Source organism: Metabacillus halosaccharovorans (assembly GCF_002019635.1).
GTDB classification, from domain to species: Bacteria; Bacillota; Bacilli; order Bacillales; family Bacillaceae; genus Metabacillus; species Metabacillus halosaccharovorans.
The window spans coordinates 107,726-124,363 of sequence record NZ_KV917371.1; the positions used below are offsets into that span (position 1 = coordinate 107,726).

At 35.4% G+C, this 16,638-nt stretch carries 22 protein-coding genes; 6 read left to right on the forward strand and 16 right to left on the reverse strand.

All coding sequences use genetic code 11. The features are described from left to right. Positions 1 to 213: 213 nt before the first annotated feature. Positions 214 to 942, forward strand: a complete 729-nt coding sequence (locus BK577_RS00510; protein ID WP_078431125.1) for a DsbA family oxidoreductase — start codon at positions 214 to 216, stop codon at positions 940 to 942. Positions 943 to 977: 35 nt separating this feature from the next. Here BK577_RS00510 and BK577_RS00515 read toward each other — a convergent pair whose 3' ends face one another. Continuing rightward, positions 978 to 1,436 carry a hypothetical protein gene (locus BK577_RS00515; protein WP_078431126.1) on the reverse strand — a complete coding sequence of 153 codons (459 nt, stop codon included), beginning with the start codon at positions 1,434 to 1,436 and terminating at the stop codon, positions 978 to 980. 221 nt (positions 1,437 to 1,657) lie between these two features. Then, positions 1,658 to 2,764 (reverse strand): HD-GYP domain-containing protein, encoded by a 1,107-nt coding sequence (locus BK577_RS00520; protein WP_078431127.1) that lies wholly within the window; start codon positions 2,762 to 2,764, stop codon positions 1,658 to 1,660. 314 nt (positions 2,765 to 3,078) lie between these two features. On the opposite strand from BK577_RS00520, the gene BK577_RS00525 reads away from it, so the two are divergent. Then, a complete protein-coding gene (locus BK577_RS00525) occupies positions 3,079 to 3,303 on the forward strand; it encodes an HPr family phosphocarrier protein (protein WP_026560063.1) in 225 nt (74 codons plus the stop codon). 82 nt (positions 3,304 to 3,385) lie between these two features. Here BK577_RS00525 and BK577_RS25830 read toward each other — a convergent pair whose 3' ends face one another. The 5 genes from BK577_RS25830 to BK577_RS00545 all read right to left on the reverse strand — a co-directional run bounded on the left by BK577_RS25830 (position 3,386) and on the right by BK577_RS00545 (position 5,465). Beyond that, positions 3,386 to 3,535 (reverse strand): hypothetical protein, encoded by a 150-nt coding sequence (locus tag BK577_RS25830; protein WP_169908051.1) that lies wholly within the window; start codon positions 3,533 to 3,535, stop codon positions 3,386 to 3,388. A gap of 74 nt (positions 3,536 to 3,609) precedes the next feature. Next, entirely contained in the window at positions 3,610 to 4,473 is an 864-nt protein-coding gene (locus BK577_RS00530; protein WP_078431128.1) for a manganese catalase, read from the reverse strand. Positions 4,474 to 4,618: 145 nt separating this feature from the next. After that, positions 4,619 to 4,831, reverse strand: coding sequence for a YozQ family protein (locus BK577_RS00535; protein ID WP_078431129.1), 213 nt, complete (start codon positions 4,829 to 4,831; stop codon positions 4,619 to 4,621). A 117-nt stretch (positions 4,832 to 4,948) separates the two neighbouring features. Next, complete coding sequence (locus BK577_RS00540) at positions 4,949 to 5,242, reverse strand: spore coat protein (RefSeq protein WP_078431130.1); 294 nt, start codon at positions 5,240 to 5,242, stop codon at positions 4,949 to 4,951. A gap of 19 nt (positions 5,243 to 5,261) precedes the next feature. After that, entirely contained in the window at positions 5,262 to 5,465 is a 204-nt protein-coding gene (locus BK577_RS00545) for a hypothetical protein (protein WP_078431131.1), read from the reverse strand. Positions 5,466 to 5,607: 142 nt separating this feature from the next. Here BK577_RS00545 and BK577_RS00550 point away from each other — a divergent pair, with 142 nt between their 5' ends. Beyond that, complete coding sequence (locus tag BK577_RS00550) at positions 5,608 to 6,051, forward strand: YndM family protein (protein WP_078431132.1); 444 nt, start codon at positions 5,608 to 5,610, stop codon at positions 6,049 to 6,051. A 35-nt stretch (positions 6,052 to 6,086) separates the two neighbouring features. Here the strand turns inward: BK577_RS00550 and BK577_RS00555 are convergent, their stop codons facing one another. Further along, on the reverse strand, positions 6,087 to 6,281 hold the full coding sequence (locus BK577_RS00555; RefSeq protein ID WP_078431133.1) for a spore germination protein: 195 nt from the start codon (positions 6,279 to 6,281) through the stop codon (positions 6,087 to 6,089). Positions 6,282 to 6,586: 305 nt separating this feature from the next. Here BK577_RS00555 and cyoE point away from each other — a divergent pair, with 305 nt between their 5' ends. Continuing rightward, positions 6,587 to 7,498 (forward strand): heme o synthase, encoded by a 912-nt coding sequence (gene cyoE, locus BK577_RS00560; protein WP_078431134.1) that lies wholly within the window; start codon positions 6,587 to 6,589, stop codon positions 7,496 to 7,498. Between the two features lie 114 nt (positions 7,499 to 7,612). On the opposite strand, the gene BK577_RS00565 is transcribed toward cyoE, so the two are convergent. The 5 genes from BK577_RS00565 to BK577_RS00585 form a co-directional block, all read right to left on the reverse strand. Beyond that, the gene (locus BK577_RS00565; protein WP_078431135.1) at positions 7,613 to 8,179 is read right to left on the reverse strand and encodes a histidine phosphatase family protein; all 567 of its coding nucleotides are present in this window, start codon (positions 8,177 to 8,179) and stop codon (positions 7,613 to 7,615) included. A gap of 117 nt (positions 8,180 to 8,296) precedes the next feature. Continuing rightward, complete coding sequence (locus BK577_RS00570; RefSeq protein ID WP_078431136.1) at positions 8,297 to 8,710, reverse strand: GNAT family N-acetyltransferase; 414 nt, start codon at positions 8,708 to 8,710, stop codon at positions 8,297 to 8,299. Between the two features lie 145 nt (positions 8,711 to 8,855). Beyond that, positions 8,856 to 9,053 (reverse strand): hypothetical protein, encoded by a 198-nt coding sequence (locus BK577_RS00575; RefSeq protein WP_078431137.1) that lies wholly within the window; start codon positions 9,051 to 9,053, stop codon positions 8,856 to 8,858. A gap of 97 nt (positions 9,054 to 9,150) precedes the next feature. Continuing rightward, complete coding sequence (locus tag BK577_RS00580; RefSeq protein ID WP_078431138.1) at positions 9,151 to 9,975, reverse strand: sugar phosphate isomerase/epimerase family protein; 825 nt, start codon at positions 9,973 to 9,975, stop codon at positions 9,151 to 9,153. 91 nt (positions 9,976 to 10,066) lie between these two features. Beyond that, positions 10,067 to 10,540: a hypothetical protein gene (locus tag BK577_RS00585; protein ID WP_078431139.1), complete on the reverse strand. Its 474-nt coding sequence runs from the start codon at positions 10,538 to 10,540 to the stop codon at positions 10,067 to 10,069. 213 nt (positions 10,541 to 10,753) lie between these two features. On the opposite strand from BK577_RS00585, the gene BK577_RS00590 reads away from it, so the two are divergent. Next, positions 10,754 to 11,593 (forward strand): DUF2935 domain-containing protein, encoded by an 840-nt coding sequence (locus tag BK577_RS00590; RefSeq protein WP_245823402.1) that lies wholly within the window; start codon positions 10,754 to 10,756, stop codon positions 11,591 to 11,593. 67 nt (positions 11,594 to 11,660) lie between these two features. On the opposite strand, the gene gntK is transcribed toward BK577_RS00590, so the two are convergent. The 3 genes from gntK to gnd form a co-directional block, all read right to left on the reverse strand. Continuing rightward, positions 11,661 to 13,202 (reverse strand): gluconokinase, encoded by a 1,542-nt coding sequence (gene gntK / locus BK577_RS00595; RefSeq protein WP_180321209.1) that lies wholly within the window; start codon positions 13,200 to 13,202, stop codon positions 11,661 to 11,663. A 56-nt stretch (positions 13,203 to 13,258) separates the two neighbouring features. Beyond that, the gene (locus BK577_RS00600) at positions 13,259 to 14,602 is read right to left on the reverse strand and encodes a GntP family permease (RefSeq protein ID WP_078431141.1); all 1,344 of its coding nucleotides are present in this window, start codon (positions 14,600 to 14,602) and stop codon (positions 13,259 to 13,261) included. A 112-nt stretch (positions 14,603 to 14,714) separates the two neighbouring features. Further along, entirely contained in the window at positions 14,715 to 15,611 is an 897-nt protein-coding gene (gene gnd, locus BK577_RS00605; protein WP_078431142.1) for a phosphogluconate dehydrogenase (NAD(+)-dependent, decarboxylating), read from the reverse strand. Positions 15,612 to 15,762: 151 nt separating this feature from the next. Here gnd and BK577_RS00610 point away from each other — a divergent pair, with 151 nt between their 5' ends. Then, positions 15,763 to 16,617, forward strand: coding sequence for a MurR/RpiR family transcriptional regulator (locus BK577_RS00610; RefSeq protein ID WP_078431143.1), 855 nt, complete (start codon positions 15,763 to 15,765; stop codon positions 16,615 to 16,617). Positions 16,618 to 16,638: the final 21 nt, after the last annotated feature.

Below are 16,638 nucleotides of genomic sequence, written 5' to 3' on the forward strand. Positions count from 1 at the left end.
TAATATGCTCTTAAATTATGATAGAGTTAAAAACCCAGCTCCACTAAAATTAATTTCTAGATCACAAGACATTTCCCGGGTAAGCGCAGGAGTTGACTTTTTTCATGGTTTTGTGTCGATTTTTAGAAAGTTGGGGTGTGTAAGTTCAAGTGTTTGCAACTGGATTGAACAAATTGCTAAAATAGCTTCATTAATAACATAGAGGTGACGTTTATGAAAATTGAGATTTGGTCAGATTTTGTTTGTCCATTTTGTTATATAGGAAAACGTAGATTGGAGATGGCACTTGAGCAATTTCCACATAAAGATCAAGTTCAAATAGAGTATAAGAGTTTTGAATTAGACCCTCATGCACCAACTCATTCAGAGCAAGGTATATATGAAGCATTGGCAGCTAAATATGGCTCAACTGTAGAACAAATGAAGCAAATGAATATAGGCCTGATCCAACAGGCTGCAGAACTCGGGTTATCTTTTGAATTTGAAGGGATGAAGCCAACTAACACATTTGATGCCCATCGTTTATCAAAATACGCTAAAACCATTGGAAAAGATAAAGAAATAACTGAAAAGCTATTATCTGCATACTTTACAAAATCTAAAAATGTTGGGGATATCGATACATTAGTTGAAGTTGCTTTAGAGGCTGGAATTGAAAGAGAAAAAGCATTGGAAGTTTTATCTAACAAAACATCTTATGAACAAGAAGTACGAAATGATCAAAGCTTGGCAAAGCAATATGGAATTCAAGGAGTACCATTCTTCTTACTTAATCAAAAGTATGCCATCTCTGGTGCACAGTCTCCTGAAACATTTGCAGGTGCACTTCAAAAAGTTTGGGATGAGGAACATCAAAAGCCAATGTTTCAAGACCTAACAGTTTCTGATCAGGATGTATGTACTGATGATGGTTGCATAGTACCGCAAAACACTGAAAAATAACAGAACCAATAAAAAGAATGACTAAAAACTATAAGTCATTCTTTTTCTATTTTTAAAATCCATTTATAATACCCAACCAAAATAAGCAGTAGAATTGGATTAATGAAGGCTGAAATGCCTAGATTCCACCATCCATATCGAAAATACCCCCACGGTGAAGGCGAATTAGCTAACCATTCGTAAAATAGTAAAAATATTTCCCAAATGAAAATATAACGTGCAATTTTAAAGAAACCTTTTTTAAAAGGAAACCAGTTAAGAAACATAATATTAACAGGTGGAATTAATACTGTATATGCTGGAAATGCCAGCCAATCTATTCCTTTTGTTATATACCAATAGCCATGGTATTTTAAGTCCACAAATATATCGAAAACTAACTGAAATGCTATAGTAAAGACCCAAATATGGACAATATGGTTTTTTGTCAGCCTCTCATTCGTTTTAAAAGCTAAATAATTAAAAATAATGACTGAAAGAAGTAATATAATCAACTGATTACTCCTTCCTGTATGCAATTACCAAGTCTTAAGGAAAGAATCATGAAATCAACGTTACTAACAAAGAATTGAACCATATTATGTCTCCGTTCTAGTTAATAATCTCTCCCTGTATTCTTCACCTTAATGAAAATCTTTATCCTCAAATTGAAAATTTTGGAAAATAAAAAAATGACTTATAAGATACTTTTTCAGTAGCCTGATAAGTCATTTCATTACAATAATGCATCTGCCTCAACAATTTCTAATGTTAAATTTCCCCGTTCTGATAAATCGACTTCATATGGCGTTATGCTTTGGCCGGCCTCACCTTTAATAATTCGAATCGTCGGACGTCCTACCGAATGGAAATGATATTTCGTTACTATTCCGAGCCTGCCATCATTTAATTTAACAGTTAATCCTTGTGGATAGATTGCTATACAATTTTTAAACAGCTTTAACTGCTTTGTATCGAATTGGGTTCCACTTCCTGAAAATAGTAGTTCCATTCCTTGATGTGGCAGCATTGCCGGCCGATAGACTCTATGACTGGTAACGGCATCAAAAACATCGGCTACACTCAAGATTTTTGCATACGGATGAATTTTGTCACCTTTTATTCCCCTGGGATATCCTCTTCCATCGATTCTTTCATGATGCTGCAGGGCACAATGTGCTACAACCAAGGGTATTTCATGTACCTTTCGAAGAATATCAAACCCTAACTGAGAATGTGCCTTCATTTGTTGGTACTCTTCTCCATTGAGTCTTCCCGGTTTATTTAAAATTTCAGGTGCCACAAATATTTTCCCCAAATCATGTAATAGAGCACCTAAACCAATTTCCTCTATTTCTTTTGTAGACATACCATTTTTAATCGCAAGCTGACAGGAATAGATTGTAACATTTAAACTATGCGTGTAAACATGACTTTCATGAATCTTTGTTGTTGCAAGTAGATTTAGAACACTTGGATTCTCGGTTAAACATATCATGATATCTCTAAAGATTTTTTGAAAGGTCCGAACTGTTTTTTCTGTTTCAATCATGGCCTTAAATGTAGGCTTAGTTCCGTTCAATTCGGCGATTGTTTCTATTCCTTCTTTAATGACATTAGTTGCTTCGTTTAATAGTTCTATCGGAATCGACTCAACAATGTCAATCCCTTCAGAGGCTTTATCTTCTATGTAAACTGTATAGATATTTAAGTTTTTCAATCTTTTGATAAAACTATCAGTAAGCTCCGTCCCCTTAGTTAAAAGAATTTTACCCTTTTCACTATATATGGATCTACCTAATTTGATACCTGATTGACAATGATCTAATTTTACTAAACGCATTTTCTTTCCCCTGTCTCTTTTATATTTCTTTATTAAGTGACGTAAAATGCGTTCACAGCATTGTGTTGCATTTTTGACCTTTATATCTATAAAAGGCGGATGCAGAAATTTGTCTCTTACTGTCGATTATAGTCAACTTTCATTTGAATTTCAATGAAATATCTACCCTAAAAGAACTGGTTTTCATTGAAAATATGACAATCGAACCATAATGTTACTTTTTGATCGTTCAAAGGTCTGTTCAAAAATATCACGTTATTTATCTTGCAATTTAGAATTATTAAACTATAATTCTAAAAGAGGGAGGTTGATTTATGGTCATTCATTTTAAATTATCCGATAAAGATCAAGTACCAAAGTTAAACAAAATTGCGTCAAAATATCCTTTCGATATATGGATTCATAGTGAAGATCGAAAGTATGACGCAACTTCTATCCTTTCATTGTATACCCTACCTTTTAAGACAGAGTTAAAACTCGTAGTTGAAGAAGACGTTAACTCTACAGCATTACTGGAGGATATGAAAGCCTTTCGATAATCCTCTATCAGGTGTAACTATTTTACATAAACATTACTTGCTCCCCTTCTTTTAATAATATGGTGGAGCAACACTTCTTTTTCTATTTCTGATTAGTTTGTCTTGTATCGTCCTGTGTTGAAGTTGTTGATGTGACAGATTCCAATCCATAGCCAGTAGAACTTATTTCCAGATGCTCTTCTTTTTTATTTCCGTTTAAATGTAACATATCATCGTATTGATCTTTTCTCATCTTCTATTCTCCTTTCTTAAATAAGTGAACAGCCCGTTTAGGCTGTCCATATTTACCTTGTTACTGTATGTGAGTTATTGCAGCGGTTCCATTTTCCCTAACCCTTGTTTAACTCTCAACTCTTCAGGATTCGTTCCGTGTAAAGAAGCAGGACCCGGCTGAAGAGATGGTTTCTGCCCCATTGGTTGAGGATGTTGAACATATTGGAAATTTGCTTGTCCATCCAAAGTTGGCCCATTTGCCCAGCTACCGTTGCTGCTATCTTCACCTTCAGAAAAGTTCATAAACGAATAGGACACATCTTGTTTTTCATACTCTTGATTAAAATTACTCGGAACAATGGAACCTTGTGTTTGCTCAATTTCTTCAATTGCAGCCATCCATTGATTTTGATGCATTGTATCACGGGCAATCAAGAAAGACAGCATATCTCTTACACCAGGGTCTGTTGTCATTTCGTACAAACGACATACTTGTAACCTTCCTTGAGATTCTGCATTTAAATTTGCCCGAAAGTCAGCTAATAAGTTTCCGCTTGCAATCGTATATCGGGCATTCCATGGATAACCTGCACTATCGTTTGGCTGAGCCCCAAGACCATTTACAATAGCATGTTGGGGATTCATCCCACCTAAAACTGCTTCAATAACAGGATCTTTTGCTGCATCCTCCTGATCTTGAACAGGTGCACCATCTAATAATTGAGCAATCATTGTTGCAAGCATTTCAACATGACCAATTTCTTCTGTTCCAATGTCTAGAAGCATATCTCGATATTTTCCTTCTGCACGACAGTTCCATCCTTGAAAAAGATACTGCATCATAACCGATATCTCCCCAAATTGACCACCAAGGACCTCTTGCAATTTCTTGGCATATACAGGATCTGGTTGGCTTGGTTTTGCCGTATATTGTAATTCTTTAACATGATAGAACATCTAATTTCCCCCTCGAAAATTAACTTTCTTACTTTACTAGTATGAGGAACCTGCCAAAGGATATAGTGACCAATTGTCACCATTTAGAGTTCCAGGACAAAAAATAAGGCTCAGAACAATACTTATTCTGAACCTTTCCGGTATCTTATTGATTTTTATAGCCCTCACGCTTTACTTGAATATCTTCACCCTCAACATTTTCAATAACTGCATTGACTTCACCTTCCATGTAAGCATCTGACGCTTGCTCATGTGTGGTTGCTAAACCTGATGATAATGTGTTATTTGCTTTGTAATCTTCCACTTCATACGTTTTACCTGCAAGTAGAGATGAATGACTATTATTCGTTTTTTTCATGATCGCACTTCCCTTTTATCTAGAATTGTGAGAATCTTATTTCATTATGTCCAACGTTGATAAAACCATGTATGAAAAGTAATTGAGCGAATTTCTATTTTGAGAAAAGCCTTTTTGTCAAAATTGCTGATCTGGATGTAAATTGTTTTGCATATATTCCTTCACCTTCTCCATTTGATCGGATGAAGCAAGTTCAGTTTTGTACCAGCCCTTTTGTTCCATTAGTTTAAAAAGCCGATAATGATTATTTGTTGCTTTTTCAAGACATTGTTGATAGATGTCCCGAAGATCTTTATGTGACGCCTCTAACATCGTACTACTAATGCTCTGACATCTTCCCTTTTCCAGCTCCAAACAAAGCTGTGTCATCTCCCGATCTGTTAAACCGCGTCCTTCCATATTGTTCGGCATAAACTTGTCCCCTTTTATCTTATTGAATCATTTTTGATTGGTTAAAGTATTGTGATAGAGCGGCAACATTTAATTGATGTTGCTCCGCTAATTGTTCTAACTCATTTTTTAATGTTTGATCATCACATAATGATGCACACCAGTTCATTGTCTTTCCTAAGATTTCTTCCGCCCTTATTTCGTCTTCTATAAAGGAAAGTTCTTTCATTGTGAGCTGTTTCATCTTCCTCACCTCCAAAAATCTCACCCTTTTCTAAACTAGTATTGATTAGTACAAGAGCTTTTATCCAATTGGATATATTTTCTTACATAAGCCTTATTTTTAGAGTAAATAGTAAGGATGTAAAAGTGAGGAGGAATAGTAGGTGAACCATATTCAAGCTTTTTTGATAAAAGCAGGCGCTACTTTCTTGTTGCTAATGATTATTTTAGGTTTACTGTTTCGATATTCAGTTGGAGATGTATTTATCTTAACGTTAATCATCGGAGTTGTATCTTATCTACTTGGGGATCTTATGCTATTGCCAAGAACAACAAACATGACAGCAACTATTTCCGATTTCGCCATTACAATGCTTATTACGTGGTTTTACTTAGCAAACATTACCACTTCAGCAACAAATGTATTTCTAGCTTCACTCTTAACCGCTCTGGGTGTAGCTTTATTTGAAATGTTTTTCCATCGATATATGATTAATCATACCCTCCATCAAAAAGATGAATTCGAAAGACTTGGTCACTTGCGATATAATACTGAAATATCAGAAGAAATCACTCCAGATCGATCTAAAATTAGAGATCAAGAATAAAGTAGAAGGCACGTAAAACTGTGCCTTCCATTTGTTTATTTATTATTTGGATCAGAGCAATTCGTCATACTTTTCCCATTAATTACTAGCTGGAAATCTCCTATTCCTCCTCCACCCGAACCCGAAGTTGACGATTCAACATTTTTGGGAGAAATACAATGCGAATCTCCAAAATTCACCACACCACCATTAACACTTTCTATGGTTACTTTTTTAATAAAACATGGCATCGTTTTAACTCCTTTTCACCTGAGACCTTGTTGTATAGTATGTACTGAATGTCCATTGTTGTGGACATGACTACTAGTAAAGGAGAAAATGGACTATAAAAGGTATAATAATAAAAAAGGACACACTCATAGTTCATTCATTTGCCATTGTTTCACTTTATACCCCTGTTCGTTTTCTTGACAATCATACCTCTTAGAATTAATATACCAAGTAGTATATTCATTAGTTTAATATACATATTTCATAGATAATAGAACGATCGAGATAGAAAAGAAAAATGATGTAGATAGAAGGGGAAGAAAAAATGGACCAAGGAGATATACGACAAAGACAGCCTTTGTCAAAAATCTTGGCATTGACGATTAAAACAGGAATTATAAAATCTAACTTGATTCCAATGTTTGCCGGATTAACATTATCACTATATACCTATCAATACGGGCTTTTAGAAAAATTACCAGATATAATTTTTGCATTGATTGGTTCTATTTTAGTCATCGGGGCTGCTGGCGCTTTTAATAACCTCTATGATCGGGACATTGATGCAATCATGCAAAGAACCAAAAACCGTCCAACTGTTACTGGGGAAATTAACCCTAAAGTGGTTTTATGGCTTGCAATATTCATGTCTATTTTTGGAATACTGGCACTTTCATTAACAACTATGTTAGCTGCATTCCTGGGATTTCTAGGTTTGTTTTTTTATGTTATCCCCTATACAATGTGGAGTAAAAGGAAAACCGTTTACAATACCGAAATTGGAAGTATTTCAGGTGCAATGCCTCCTCTCATAGGGTGGGCAGCTATTCATCCTGATATCACACACCCAGCTATACTAGGACTATTCGTTATCTCCATTATTTGGCAAATGCCACATTTCTATGCAATTGCCATAAGAAAACACGATGAATATAAGGCTGCTAATGTACCTATGCTGCCAGTTGTCAAAGGGGTTAAGAGGACATATATCCAAACGAATATATACTTAATCATTTTAATTGGAAGTAGTTTTCTTTTTAGCTCTTTAAGCATTGGACTTATGTTAGTTGCCCTTCTTTTAAGTGTAATTTGGCTTGGAATAAGTATTTACGGTTATAAAAGAATGGATTCAGAGAAATGGGCAAAATCACTGTTCATTTATTCTCTAATACACATGACCATACTCTTTTCAACCGTTATTATCTATTCTCTTATGGGTATTATCTTTGATCTATAAGAAAATGGGTATACTAAATCTCCATATGAAAACGGGCGGTGCACATGATCAACACCGCTCTTTAAAACAATGTTTGTACTATAAAAAGAAAGTGTTATTGAATACAAGTTTCGTTCATTGTAATGTATAACTAGAAACACTCCAATGCTTCGAGTTTTTTATTTTCTTACCTTCCCACCCTCTTGCAAGAAGCTCTTTTGCAATTAACATATTAAAAAATCCGTGACCAACGACAACAACTGAGTGATATCTTTCTGCATATTCAATAAGTTGATTCGCCGCCCGTTTTGATCTGAGCTTTGCATGCTTATATGATTCACAGTTGCTCGAATAACCACTAAACCACAAACATCTAAATAAGGTAAACCACATCTGCGTGGACACTTTTATATTCAGTAATCTTGTAGAAGGTATTGGCATTTCTACTTCCCGAAATAATGGATCTGTTATCATATATAAATTATTTCGCAGCAATCGAGCTGAGTCTATCGATCTTTTTAAATCACTTGTAATAAAAACTTTAGCATGAGCTACCTTCTGTTGCGTAGTCTGAGGAAAATCGTTTTCCTCAATAACCCCATTTGAATTATAATCATTAACCCATTCCTTAAATTCTTCACAATTTTTCCGTTGGTTGTCATTCAATAATGACCTACCATGTCTAATCAATGATATTTCCATTCTTTTTCTCCCTTATTTACAAAAAACTATTTTCTTTTATTTTATCACTAGTTATTAGTACTTGGTACTAATTCTAATAAAAATAAAAGCTCAGTGTTTTTGTCATCACTGAGCTTGCTATAAAATTAGAGACATTCCCGGTGCATCTTGTTCTCTTTCCTCAAAACCTAATTTTTTATAAAAATGTTGTTTGCCCTTTGCCGAGAAAAGTTGAATCGATTGGATACCTGACTCTTTGCATGTTTTTAGAAGCTGTTCAATAATTTGTTTGCCAAGTCCTTGATTTTGATAGGTTGGATCTACCATTACATCACAGATGAGTGCCTGATACACACCGTCTGAAATCATTCTTCCAAACGCAATTAATTGGTCTTGATCATAAATCGATATATGAAACCAGCTATTCTCTGCAGCTTGGTACAATTGTTCACGTGTATAGGTTCCTTTTTTATTTTTTATTAATCCACTCGCTTCATGTAGCTGAACAAATTGTTCAAAAGAAGGAAGTACATTTGAATACGTATAGTTCATTCTTTTCACCTTCTATATAAATCATGTATTTCTATGTATCTATACATATATTTATACAGTAAGTTGAATAAAAATTCAATTATATTTTTTACATTTTTTAAAATGGAATTAAAAAAAGACGAGTTTCCCCGTCTAATTTTCTCGATTATTTGTCGTCTCTATCGTCTTCACGATCTTCATTTGGTCTTCTTCCCCAAAGCAATCCCCATGGATCTCTTCTTCTTTCATGATGATGATGGTCCTCATCGTGATCATGCTTTTTTTCTGTAATAATATTTACTTCTTTTGCATGAATAACTAAATTGTCTACTTTAATGACTTGTTCTTTTTTAGGCTTTGACAAATCCCTCTCCCCCATTCTCTTTAAATCGTTATATTTTATTCAAATCTGAGAAAAGGGTATAGGCAGTCGCCGCTTTTCTTTGTATTAAACCATTTCTTTATTCACAATAATCTCCAGCAACCTTTTTCACTTGTTGAATACCGTCCCAAAGGCTTCCAGGACCATCATAAACTAATGTAATCGGACCATTATACCCTTGAGCCGCTATAATATCTAACGATTGGCGAAACTCTTCTTCATCAATGATGCCGCTTTCGTCACAATTTGCCTTTGCATGTACCGATTCAGCATATGGCATTAAATGCTTAATGGATTCATATTTAACATCACTGTTAAAATTCCCAAAATCGACTGTGAGTCCTATTTCATTATTCGTTAGTAATTCAATACAGTTTTCCTTTGTTGAAGAAAGCGGTTTAAAATTTTCGGTCACGACACGGACTTGTTTTGGTAGAGCGTATTCGGCCAATTCTTTTAAGCTTTCCTTCGATCGATTTAATGCTTGTATATCTGTAGGAGACGCTTCTCCAGCAACAGCACGAATACTTTTAGCACCAACGATTGAGGCAATATCAATCCACTTTTTTATATATTTGATATCAGCTTTTCGTCTATTATCATCAGGAGAACTAATATCCCCATAATCGACTAGTAAACAATGAAAATTCAACTCTGCTTTTTCAAATGAATGTTTTAGCTGTAACAAATAGTCATTTTCCAAAGTTGGAAAATGAAAATGACATACTTCTAGTGACTTAAATTGTTGATTAGCCAAAATCGAGGGTAATTCAAGTAATGTTGTATTTTCCGGTTGTTGTTCGATTTTCGTTTTATGAGTTCCTTTATTTTCATCCCAAAACGTCCATCTTAACGGTCCCAGTTCGCGATGAAGACTCCAGGTTGTTAGTGACAAATGTGGCATAGTTAAACTCCTCCTAATGGTTTCTCACTTATAAATTCACCGTGAGAGTGCTGTCTTCCTGCTGTTTAAACAATCCATTTAGAGGAGTCTTTCATTCTTTTGTAGGATCTCGATAAATATACTTTTCATATACAACTTGAAAACCGTACAATGCGATTGATTTAACTAAAAATAATAGGGAAAGCTGAAACTTTGTTAATCGAACAAGAGTCACATACCCAATTTTCTTGAACCAATCTATTGTAAAATATGTAAAAAAAGCGTCAACTACAATGTTAATCAACATGTATAGCTTAAACTTTCCAAAGGTATATTTAAGGATCCAAATTGATCCAACGAAAAATGGTCCAAAAATTAATGGAAGCTCACCAATTACGTTCGGTTTTACGGAGAGTGGAAACCACCACCACCTTTTCTTTTCAGCTAAATAGCCTTCTGCCATAACATAAAAACTTATAAAAAGTACAGCAGGAAGAAATCTTTTAAATACTTTTGCAGATAAGAGCGGAACAGATACCCAGGGCAGGATAGTTATTAACATCATAAAGAGTTTTACATTCCTCATTTTTCAAGACATCCTTTTTATTTTTCTCTTACATTTATCTTTCCAATTTTGGATCATATTATGTGGATCTTCAGTATAAATTAACCAATTATATCAAGTATTCATTTCTGTTCCTCATTCATCATAAATATAAAAACAATAACCGCAAACACAATATTTGATTTTTACATGTAACGATTCATAAAAAAGGCTAAATAATAAAGGTGGGGTAAGATGACATCCAATATGATACCCGTTTGGGATGAACATTTATTTTGGTTGGAGGTTTTGCAAGATCATGCTTATTTTGTGAGGGATCATCTTTCTGTAAGTGAGGCTGAATATGTAAATACAGCACAGCAATATATCCATTTATTTGGTGAACTCCTATCCTTGTTACATTCGATTCCAAGAACAGCTCAATATCATGATGAAGCGATGATTCACTTTGCTAAAAAAGCTTGGCCTGTTTCAAAAGGCTATTATGAATTTGAAGGGAACCTGCAATCACTTCGTATTGATAATAAAGTGAATTTAAATCTATCTCCTACATATTTAAATGGTACACTTGGTGAAAATCAGGAGTACCTGCGAATCTTAACGTTTCTAGCACAAGGGAAAAACCCTGTACCTCTCCCCTTAGTAGATTTAATGGACTTATGGCTTGAGGATCAATTAGGACATGTCGTTCTTTTCGAAAACATACTTGATCCAATAGAATTGATGGTAACTAGGCAAGCTGAAGTCTATAAAAGCCTTTATCAGGCATTTATTATTCAAAATCGTCATTTAAAAGGTTATTTAAGATTTAAAAAACCTAATTTTGCGAGACAAAAAGAATTTGCCAATGATGTAGGAAAAACAACAATTGAAATGAGCAAGTTTATTAATAGTATGATAATGAAATATAAAGAAAATACGTTGCTTAATAAATCGACTCTCCGTTTCCTTGAACATCATTTTCCCGAAACATGCTATTTTATTAAAAAGTTAAGCTATTACGCTCCAGGTTTACATGAAGAAGCAAGTAAGTGTTCCCTAAAAAGACCATCATATTCGAACGAATCTTTTTAAAGAGATCACTAAAAAACGTCGAGTAGCCATTGACTCGACGTTTTCATGTTATGGCTCGTTAAGTTAATTAAAGAAATTTCTGCTGAAATGCACTAATCGCATTGTATTCATTTTCTAATAGTCTTGGAAGACGAATAAATATTGGCATTAGCTCTCGATAGGCAGCTGTTGCCTCTTTATTTGGTTGATGAGAATGGATAGAGCCGACCATTTTTTCGACTTCACTTAATGAGTCGATTTCCCCTAAACCGTACATCCCCAGAACAATTGCCCCTAAACATGAACTTTCGAAGCTTTCAGGAATGGTTACTTCTTGATCAAATACATCTGCAAGCATTTGTCTCCAGAGCTCTGATCTTGCAAATCCACCGGTAGCTTGTACACGTGTTGGCATACCAATCAGTTCTTCAAGTGCCAGCAGCACACTATATAAATTCAGCATAACTCCTTCGAGAACTGCACGGATCATATGTTCTTTTTTATGGTGCATTCCTAAGCCGAAGAAGGAGCCTCTTGCATTTGCATTCCATAATGGAGCCCTTTCACCTGCCAAATATGGATGAAATAATAGCCCATTTGATCCTGGTGGAACGGTTGAAGCTATTTTTGTTAACACCTCATATGGATCAATTCCTAAACGTTTGGCCGTTTCCACTTCGGCATTTGCTAATTCATCACGTACCCAGCGGAAAATCATTCCACCATTATTAACAGGTCCACCGATCACCCAATGCTTTTCTGTTAAAGCATAACAAAAAATACGGCCCTTTGGATCTGTCACCGGACGGTCTGTGACAGCCCGAATCGCACCACTTGTCCCTATCGTCACGGCCACAACCCCAGGCTCAATAGCATTCACCCCAAGGTTGGAAAGTACACCATCACTAGCCCCAACGATGAAAGGAATATCTTCAGGGAGCCCGGTTAATTTTGCAAATTCTAATGACATGCCTTTTAGACTCTCAGTTGTGCTAACAGGCTTTGAAAGTTGATCTTTACTCACACCAGCAATCTCAAGTGCCTCTTCATCCCAATCTAAGTTTTCCAAATGGAACATCCCTGTTGCTGAAGCAATTGAATAATCGATCACATATTCACCGAATATACGATAAAAAACATATTCTTTAATAGAAATAAATTTATTCTTAGGCTGAAGTAATTCTGGATGTTCATTTTTCAACCATAATAACTTAACCAATGGAGACATCGGATGAATGGGAGTACCTGTACGTAAATAAATATCATGGCCATTATATTCATTTTTTAATTTTTCCGCATAATCGGCACTTCTGTTATCAGCCCATGTAATAGAAGGAGTTTGCGGCATTCCTTCATCGTCCATGACAATTAAACTGTGCATAGCTGAACTAAAGGATACAAATTGAACATCACGACCAGTAATGTTTGCTTCAAGTAAACTATTCTTCATAACCGATAAAACAGCTTGGAAAATTTCCTCCGGATCCTGTACTGCCGTTACAGGAGTTGGTGTATAAAGTGGGTACTCCACACCATAGCGGCTGATTGCTTTCCCTTCTTTATTAAAAATTACAGCTTTTGTGCTCGTTGTTCCTATGTCTACACCCATCATGTACTTGCTCATCAATATTCCTCCTAAATGTGAGAAAAGGGAAAACCGTCACAGGTTGTCCCCTTCTCAACTAATTATCCAATAAAGGCTCCTAAAATTAATGCCACTGCGACACCTACTAAACCAATGAGTGTCTCCATCACAGTCCAAGATTTTAATGTGTCTTTTACACTTAATCCAAAATAGCGTCCTACTAACCAGAAACCTGAATCGTTTACATGTGATAATACAGTTGCTCCTGAAGCGATTGCAATAACAAGTAAACCTAAAACAGGACCTTCTAGATTTAGCATTTCAATAAGTGGTGCCATTAACCCTGCAGCTGTTACCATAGAAACTGTTGCTGAACCTTGTGCAACACGAACAGCCGCCGCAATTAAAAACGCTAACAAAATTGGTGGTAAAGGAGAACCTGCCATCATTTCACCAAGTACTTCACCAACACCGGAGTCAATTAGGACCTGCTTAAACACACCACCGGCACCAGTAACTAAAATAATAATTCCTGCCGGTTCTAATGCTTTTGTTGCGATATCCTGTACTTCTTGACGAGAATATCCTCTTTTTGTTCCCAAGAAAACAAACGTTAAGATTGTTGCAATTGTTAATGCCACAAATGGGTGACCTAAGAATGTTAAAATTTGACGAATGATATTTCCTTCTTCTAATAATACACCTGAAACCGTGTTCAGTAAAATCAGTACTAAAGGAATCATAATTAATGAAGCAATTAATTTAAAACTTGGTAATTCTTTATCATACTCTATTTCTTCAAGATTCATATAATCCGGAACAACAACATGTAGTTTCTTTGAAATATATTTTGCAAAAAGTGGTCCTGCAATAATCATTGCCGGAATACCTGCGATTGTACCGAATAAAATAACCCAACCAAGATCTGCTCCAATTAAATCAGCTACCGCAATTGGTCCTGGAGTTGGTGGTATAAAACTGTGGGTAACAGCTAAACCAGCAAGCAATGGAATTCCATAATATAAAAGGGATTTTCCTGTTTTCTTTGCTAAACCGTATACAATTGGAACTAAAATAATAAAACCTACGTCAAAGAAAACCGGAATTGCTACTAAAAACCCTGTAATCCCTAATGCCCATTGTGATTTATCTTCACCAAATTTTTTCACAAGTGTTTGAGCTAAACGTTCCGCACCGCCTGACACTTCAAGCATTTGACCAAACATAGCACCTAAACCAACAACGACAGCTACAAATCCAAGCGTTCCACCCATACCGTTTTGCATGGATGTAACAACATCATTTAAAGGCATTCCAGCTAAAATACCTACGATTAAACTGACTAATAATAATGAAACGAATGCATGTAATTTTGTACGAATAACTAAAAATAATAGAAGAAAAATTCCGGCTAATGCCACTAAAATCAACATTTGATCTGACATATTATTTCACTACCTCTCTATGATGTAACAAATCATTTTGGAAATAAGAAGAAAGCAGTCATTTAAAACTCTGTCTTCTTATTTCATAGTCTTTCTTATTTATGGAAAATAATCATTTTTTCTCTACTGCGTGACCGCCAAATTGATTTCGCAAAGCTGCCACCACTTTTCCGGTAAATGTGTCATCCTCAAGAGAACGATAACGCATCATTAACGCAAGAGTTATAACCGGTGCAGCTGTTTGAAGATCCAACGCTGTTTCAACAGTCCATTTCCCCTCACCTGATGAATGCATGATCCCTTTAATGCCTTCAAGCTTTTCATCTTTTGAAAAAGCATTTTCAGTTAATTCCATTAACCAAGATCGAATGACAGACCCGTTGTTCCATACTCTTGCTACCTTTTCATAATCATAGTCAAACGGACTTTTCTCCAGAAGATCAAATCCTTCAGCAATCGCTTGCATCATCCCGTACTCAATACCGTTATGAACCATTTTTAGAAAATGTCCGCTTCCGGCTTTTCCAGAATATAGGTAACCGTTTTCAACTGTGATATCTTTAAATATCGGTTCTATCTCTTTGAAAACCTCTTCATTTCCACCGATCATTGTACAAGCACCATTACGAGCACCGTCTACTCCACCACTTGTACCACAATCAAAGAAATAAATCCCTTTTTCTTCACATTTCTCATTACGTTTAAGTGAATCTTTGTAATGAGCATTTCCACCATCTATAATCCGATCTCCCTCTTCTAAAAATGGAAGCAATTGTTCAAAAACAGATTGAGTTGCATCACCTGCAGGTACCATCATCCAAACTGTCCTTGGCTTTGAAAGGTTGCTAACAAGTTGTTTAATCGTGTCAGCTGTTTGAACTCCTATGGAAGAAATTTTTTTCATAGATTCATGATTTACATCAAAAGCTACAACTTCGTACTCTTTATCTACTAAATTAAGAGATAGCTGATATCCCATCTTTCCTAAGCCTATCATTCCTATTTGCATGTTTAAATCATCCTAACTGTTACGGAATTAATTTTCTTGATATCTTCATTATAAGAAAAAAAATTCTTTTTGCAAGCGTAATCAGAAAAATATTTTTTCTTTTTATGAAATTTAGTATAATAAAAGAAAGCCCTATCAGGAGTGAAACATGATGAAAAAGTCTCAAGAACCATGTCTCGTCACCATTCGAAAGCTTTATCCAAAGTTTAGTGTGACAGAAAGAAAAATTGCCGATTTTATTTTAAAAAATCCCAATAAGATTATACATTCTTCAATTAATCAATTAGCTGAGGACTTAGAGGTAGCTGATTCAACTGTTTTCCGTTTTTGCAAACGAGTAGGTTATAAAGGATATCAAGCGATGAAAATTGCTCTCGCTTCAGAGGTTGTTTCCCCTCTACAAGATATACATGAAAAAGTCACTGAAGGTGATACTGTTGATACCATCGCCACAAAAGTCGTTCGTTCTAATATGAAAACGCTTGAAGATACGCTCTCAATCTTAAATGAAGAACAGATTCAATTGGCTGTGGACAGTATGATCGGAGCAAATACGATTGAATTCTTTGGAAGCGGTGGTTCAAGTATTATTGCACTTGATGCCTATCATAAGTTAGTTCGAACTGGATTAAAAGTACACACTGTTATTGATACACATTTCCAGCTTATGGCAGCATCGCAAATGACAGAAAAAGATTGCGCGGTATTTATCTCCCATTCTGGATCATCTAAAGATATTCTTCATATTTTGAATATCGTCAAATCAACAGGAGCGAAAATGATTGCTATTACAAACTATGCAAAATCACCATTAAGCGCAGCAGTTGATATCCCCCTTTATACCGTGTCAGATGAAACAGAGTATCGTTCTGAGGCATTATCATCACGAATTGCACAGTTAACAATCATTGATGTGTTATATGTAAATATCTTGATGAAGCGCGGCACGGAAGGAAAAGAAGCGTTAAAGAAAATGCGTGAGGCGATTATGGTTAAAAGAATTTAAACAAAAAGCAGAGACGAATCT

Excerpts from the sequence above, each read along its gene's own strand:
- BK577_RS00510 (WP_078431125.1), top strand. The coding sequence starts at position 214 with ATGAAAATTGAGATTTGGTCAGATTTTGTTTGTCCATTTTGTTATATA.
- BK577_RS00520 (WP_078431127.1), bottom strand. The coding sequence starts at position 2,764 with ATGCGTTTAGTAAAATTAGATCATTGTCAATCAGGTATCAAATTAGGT.
- BK577_RS00525 (WP_026560063.1), top strand. The coding sequence starts at position 3,079 with ATGGTCATTCATTTTAAATTATCCGATAAAGATCAAGTACCAAAGTTA.
- BK577_RS25830 (WP_169908051.1), bottom strand. The coding sequence starts at position 3,535 with ATGAGAAAAGATCAATACGATGATATGTTACATTTAAACGGAAATAAA.
- BK577_RS00530 (WP_078431128.1), bottom strand. The coding sequence starts at position 4,473 with ATGTTCTATCATGTTAAAGAATTACAATATACGGCAAAACCAAGCCAA.
- BK577_RS00535 (WP_078431129.1), bottom strand. The coding sequence starts at position 4,831 with ATGAAAAAAACGAATAATAGTCATTCATCTCTACTTGCAGGTAAAACG.
- BK577_RS00540 (WP_078431130.1), bottom strand. The coding sequence starts at position 5,242 with ATGCCGAACAATATGGAAGGACGCGGTTTAACAGATCGGGAGATGACA.
- BK577_RS00545 (WP_078431131.1), bottom strand. The coding sequence starts at position 5,465 with ATGAAACAGCTCACAATGAAAGAACTTTCCTTTATAGAAGACGAAATA.
- BK577_RS00555 (WP_078431133.1), bottom strand. The coding sequence starts at position 6,281 with ATGCCATGTTTTATTAAAAAAGTAACCATAGAAAGTGTTAATGGTGGT.
- cyoE (WP_078431134.1), top strand. The coding sequence starts at position 6,587 with ATGGACCAAGGAGATATACGACAAAGACAGCCTTTGTCAAAAATCTTG.
- BK577_RS00565 (WP_078431135.1), bottom strand. The coding sequence starts at position 8,179 with ATGGAAATATCATTGATTAGACATGGTAGGTCATTATTGAATGACAAC.
- BK577_RS00570 (WP_078431136.1), bottom strand. The coding sequence starts at position 8,710 with ATGAACTATACGTATTCAAATGTACTTCCTTCTTTTGAACAATTTGTT.
- BK577_RS00580 (WP_078431138.1), bottom strand. The coding sequence starts at position 9,975 with ATGCCACATTTGTCACTAACAACCTGGAGTCTTCATCGCGAACTGGGA.
- BK577_RS00585 (WP_078431139.1), bottom strand. The coding sequence starts at position 10,540 with ATGAGGAATGTAAAACTCTTTATGATGTTAATAACTATCCTGCCCTGG.
- BK577_RS00590 (WP_245823402.1), top strand. The coding sequence starts at position 10,754 with ATGACATCCAATATGATACCCGTTTGGGATGAACATTTATTTTGGTTG.
- BK577_RS00600 (WP_078431141.1), bottom strand. The coding sequence starts at position 14,602 with ATGTCAGATCAAATGTTGATTTTAGTGGCATTAGCCGGAATTTTTCTT.
- gnd (WP_078431142.1), bottom strand. The coding sequence starts at position 15,611 with ATGCAAATAGGAATGATAGGCTTAGGAAAGATGGGATATCAGCTATCT.
- BK577_RS00610 (WP_078431143.1), top strand. The coding sequence starts at position 15,763 with ATGAAAAAGTCTCAAGAACCATGTCTCGTCACCATTCGAAAGCTTTAT.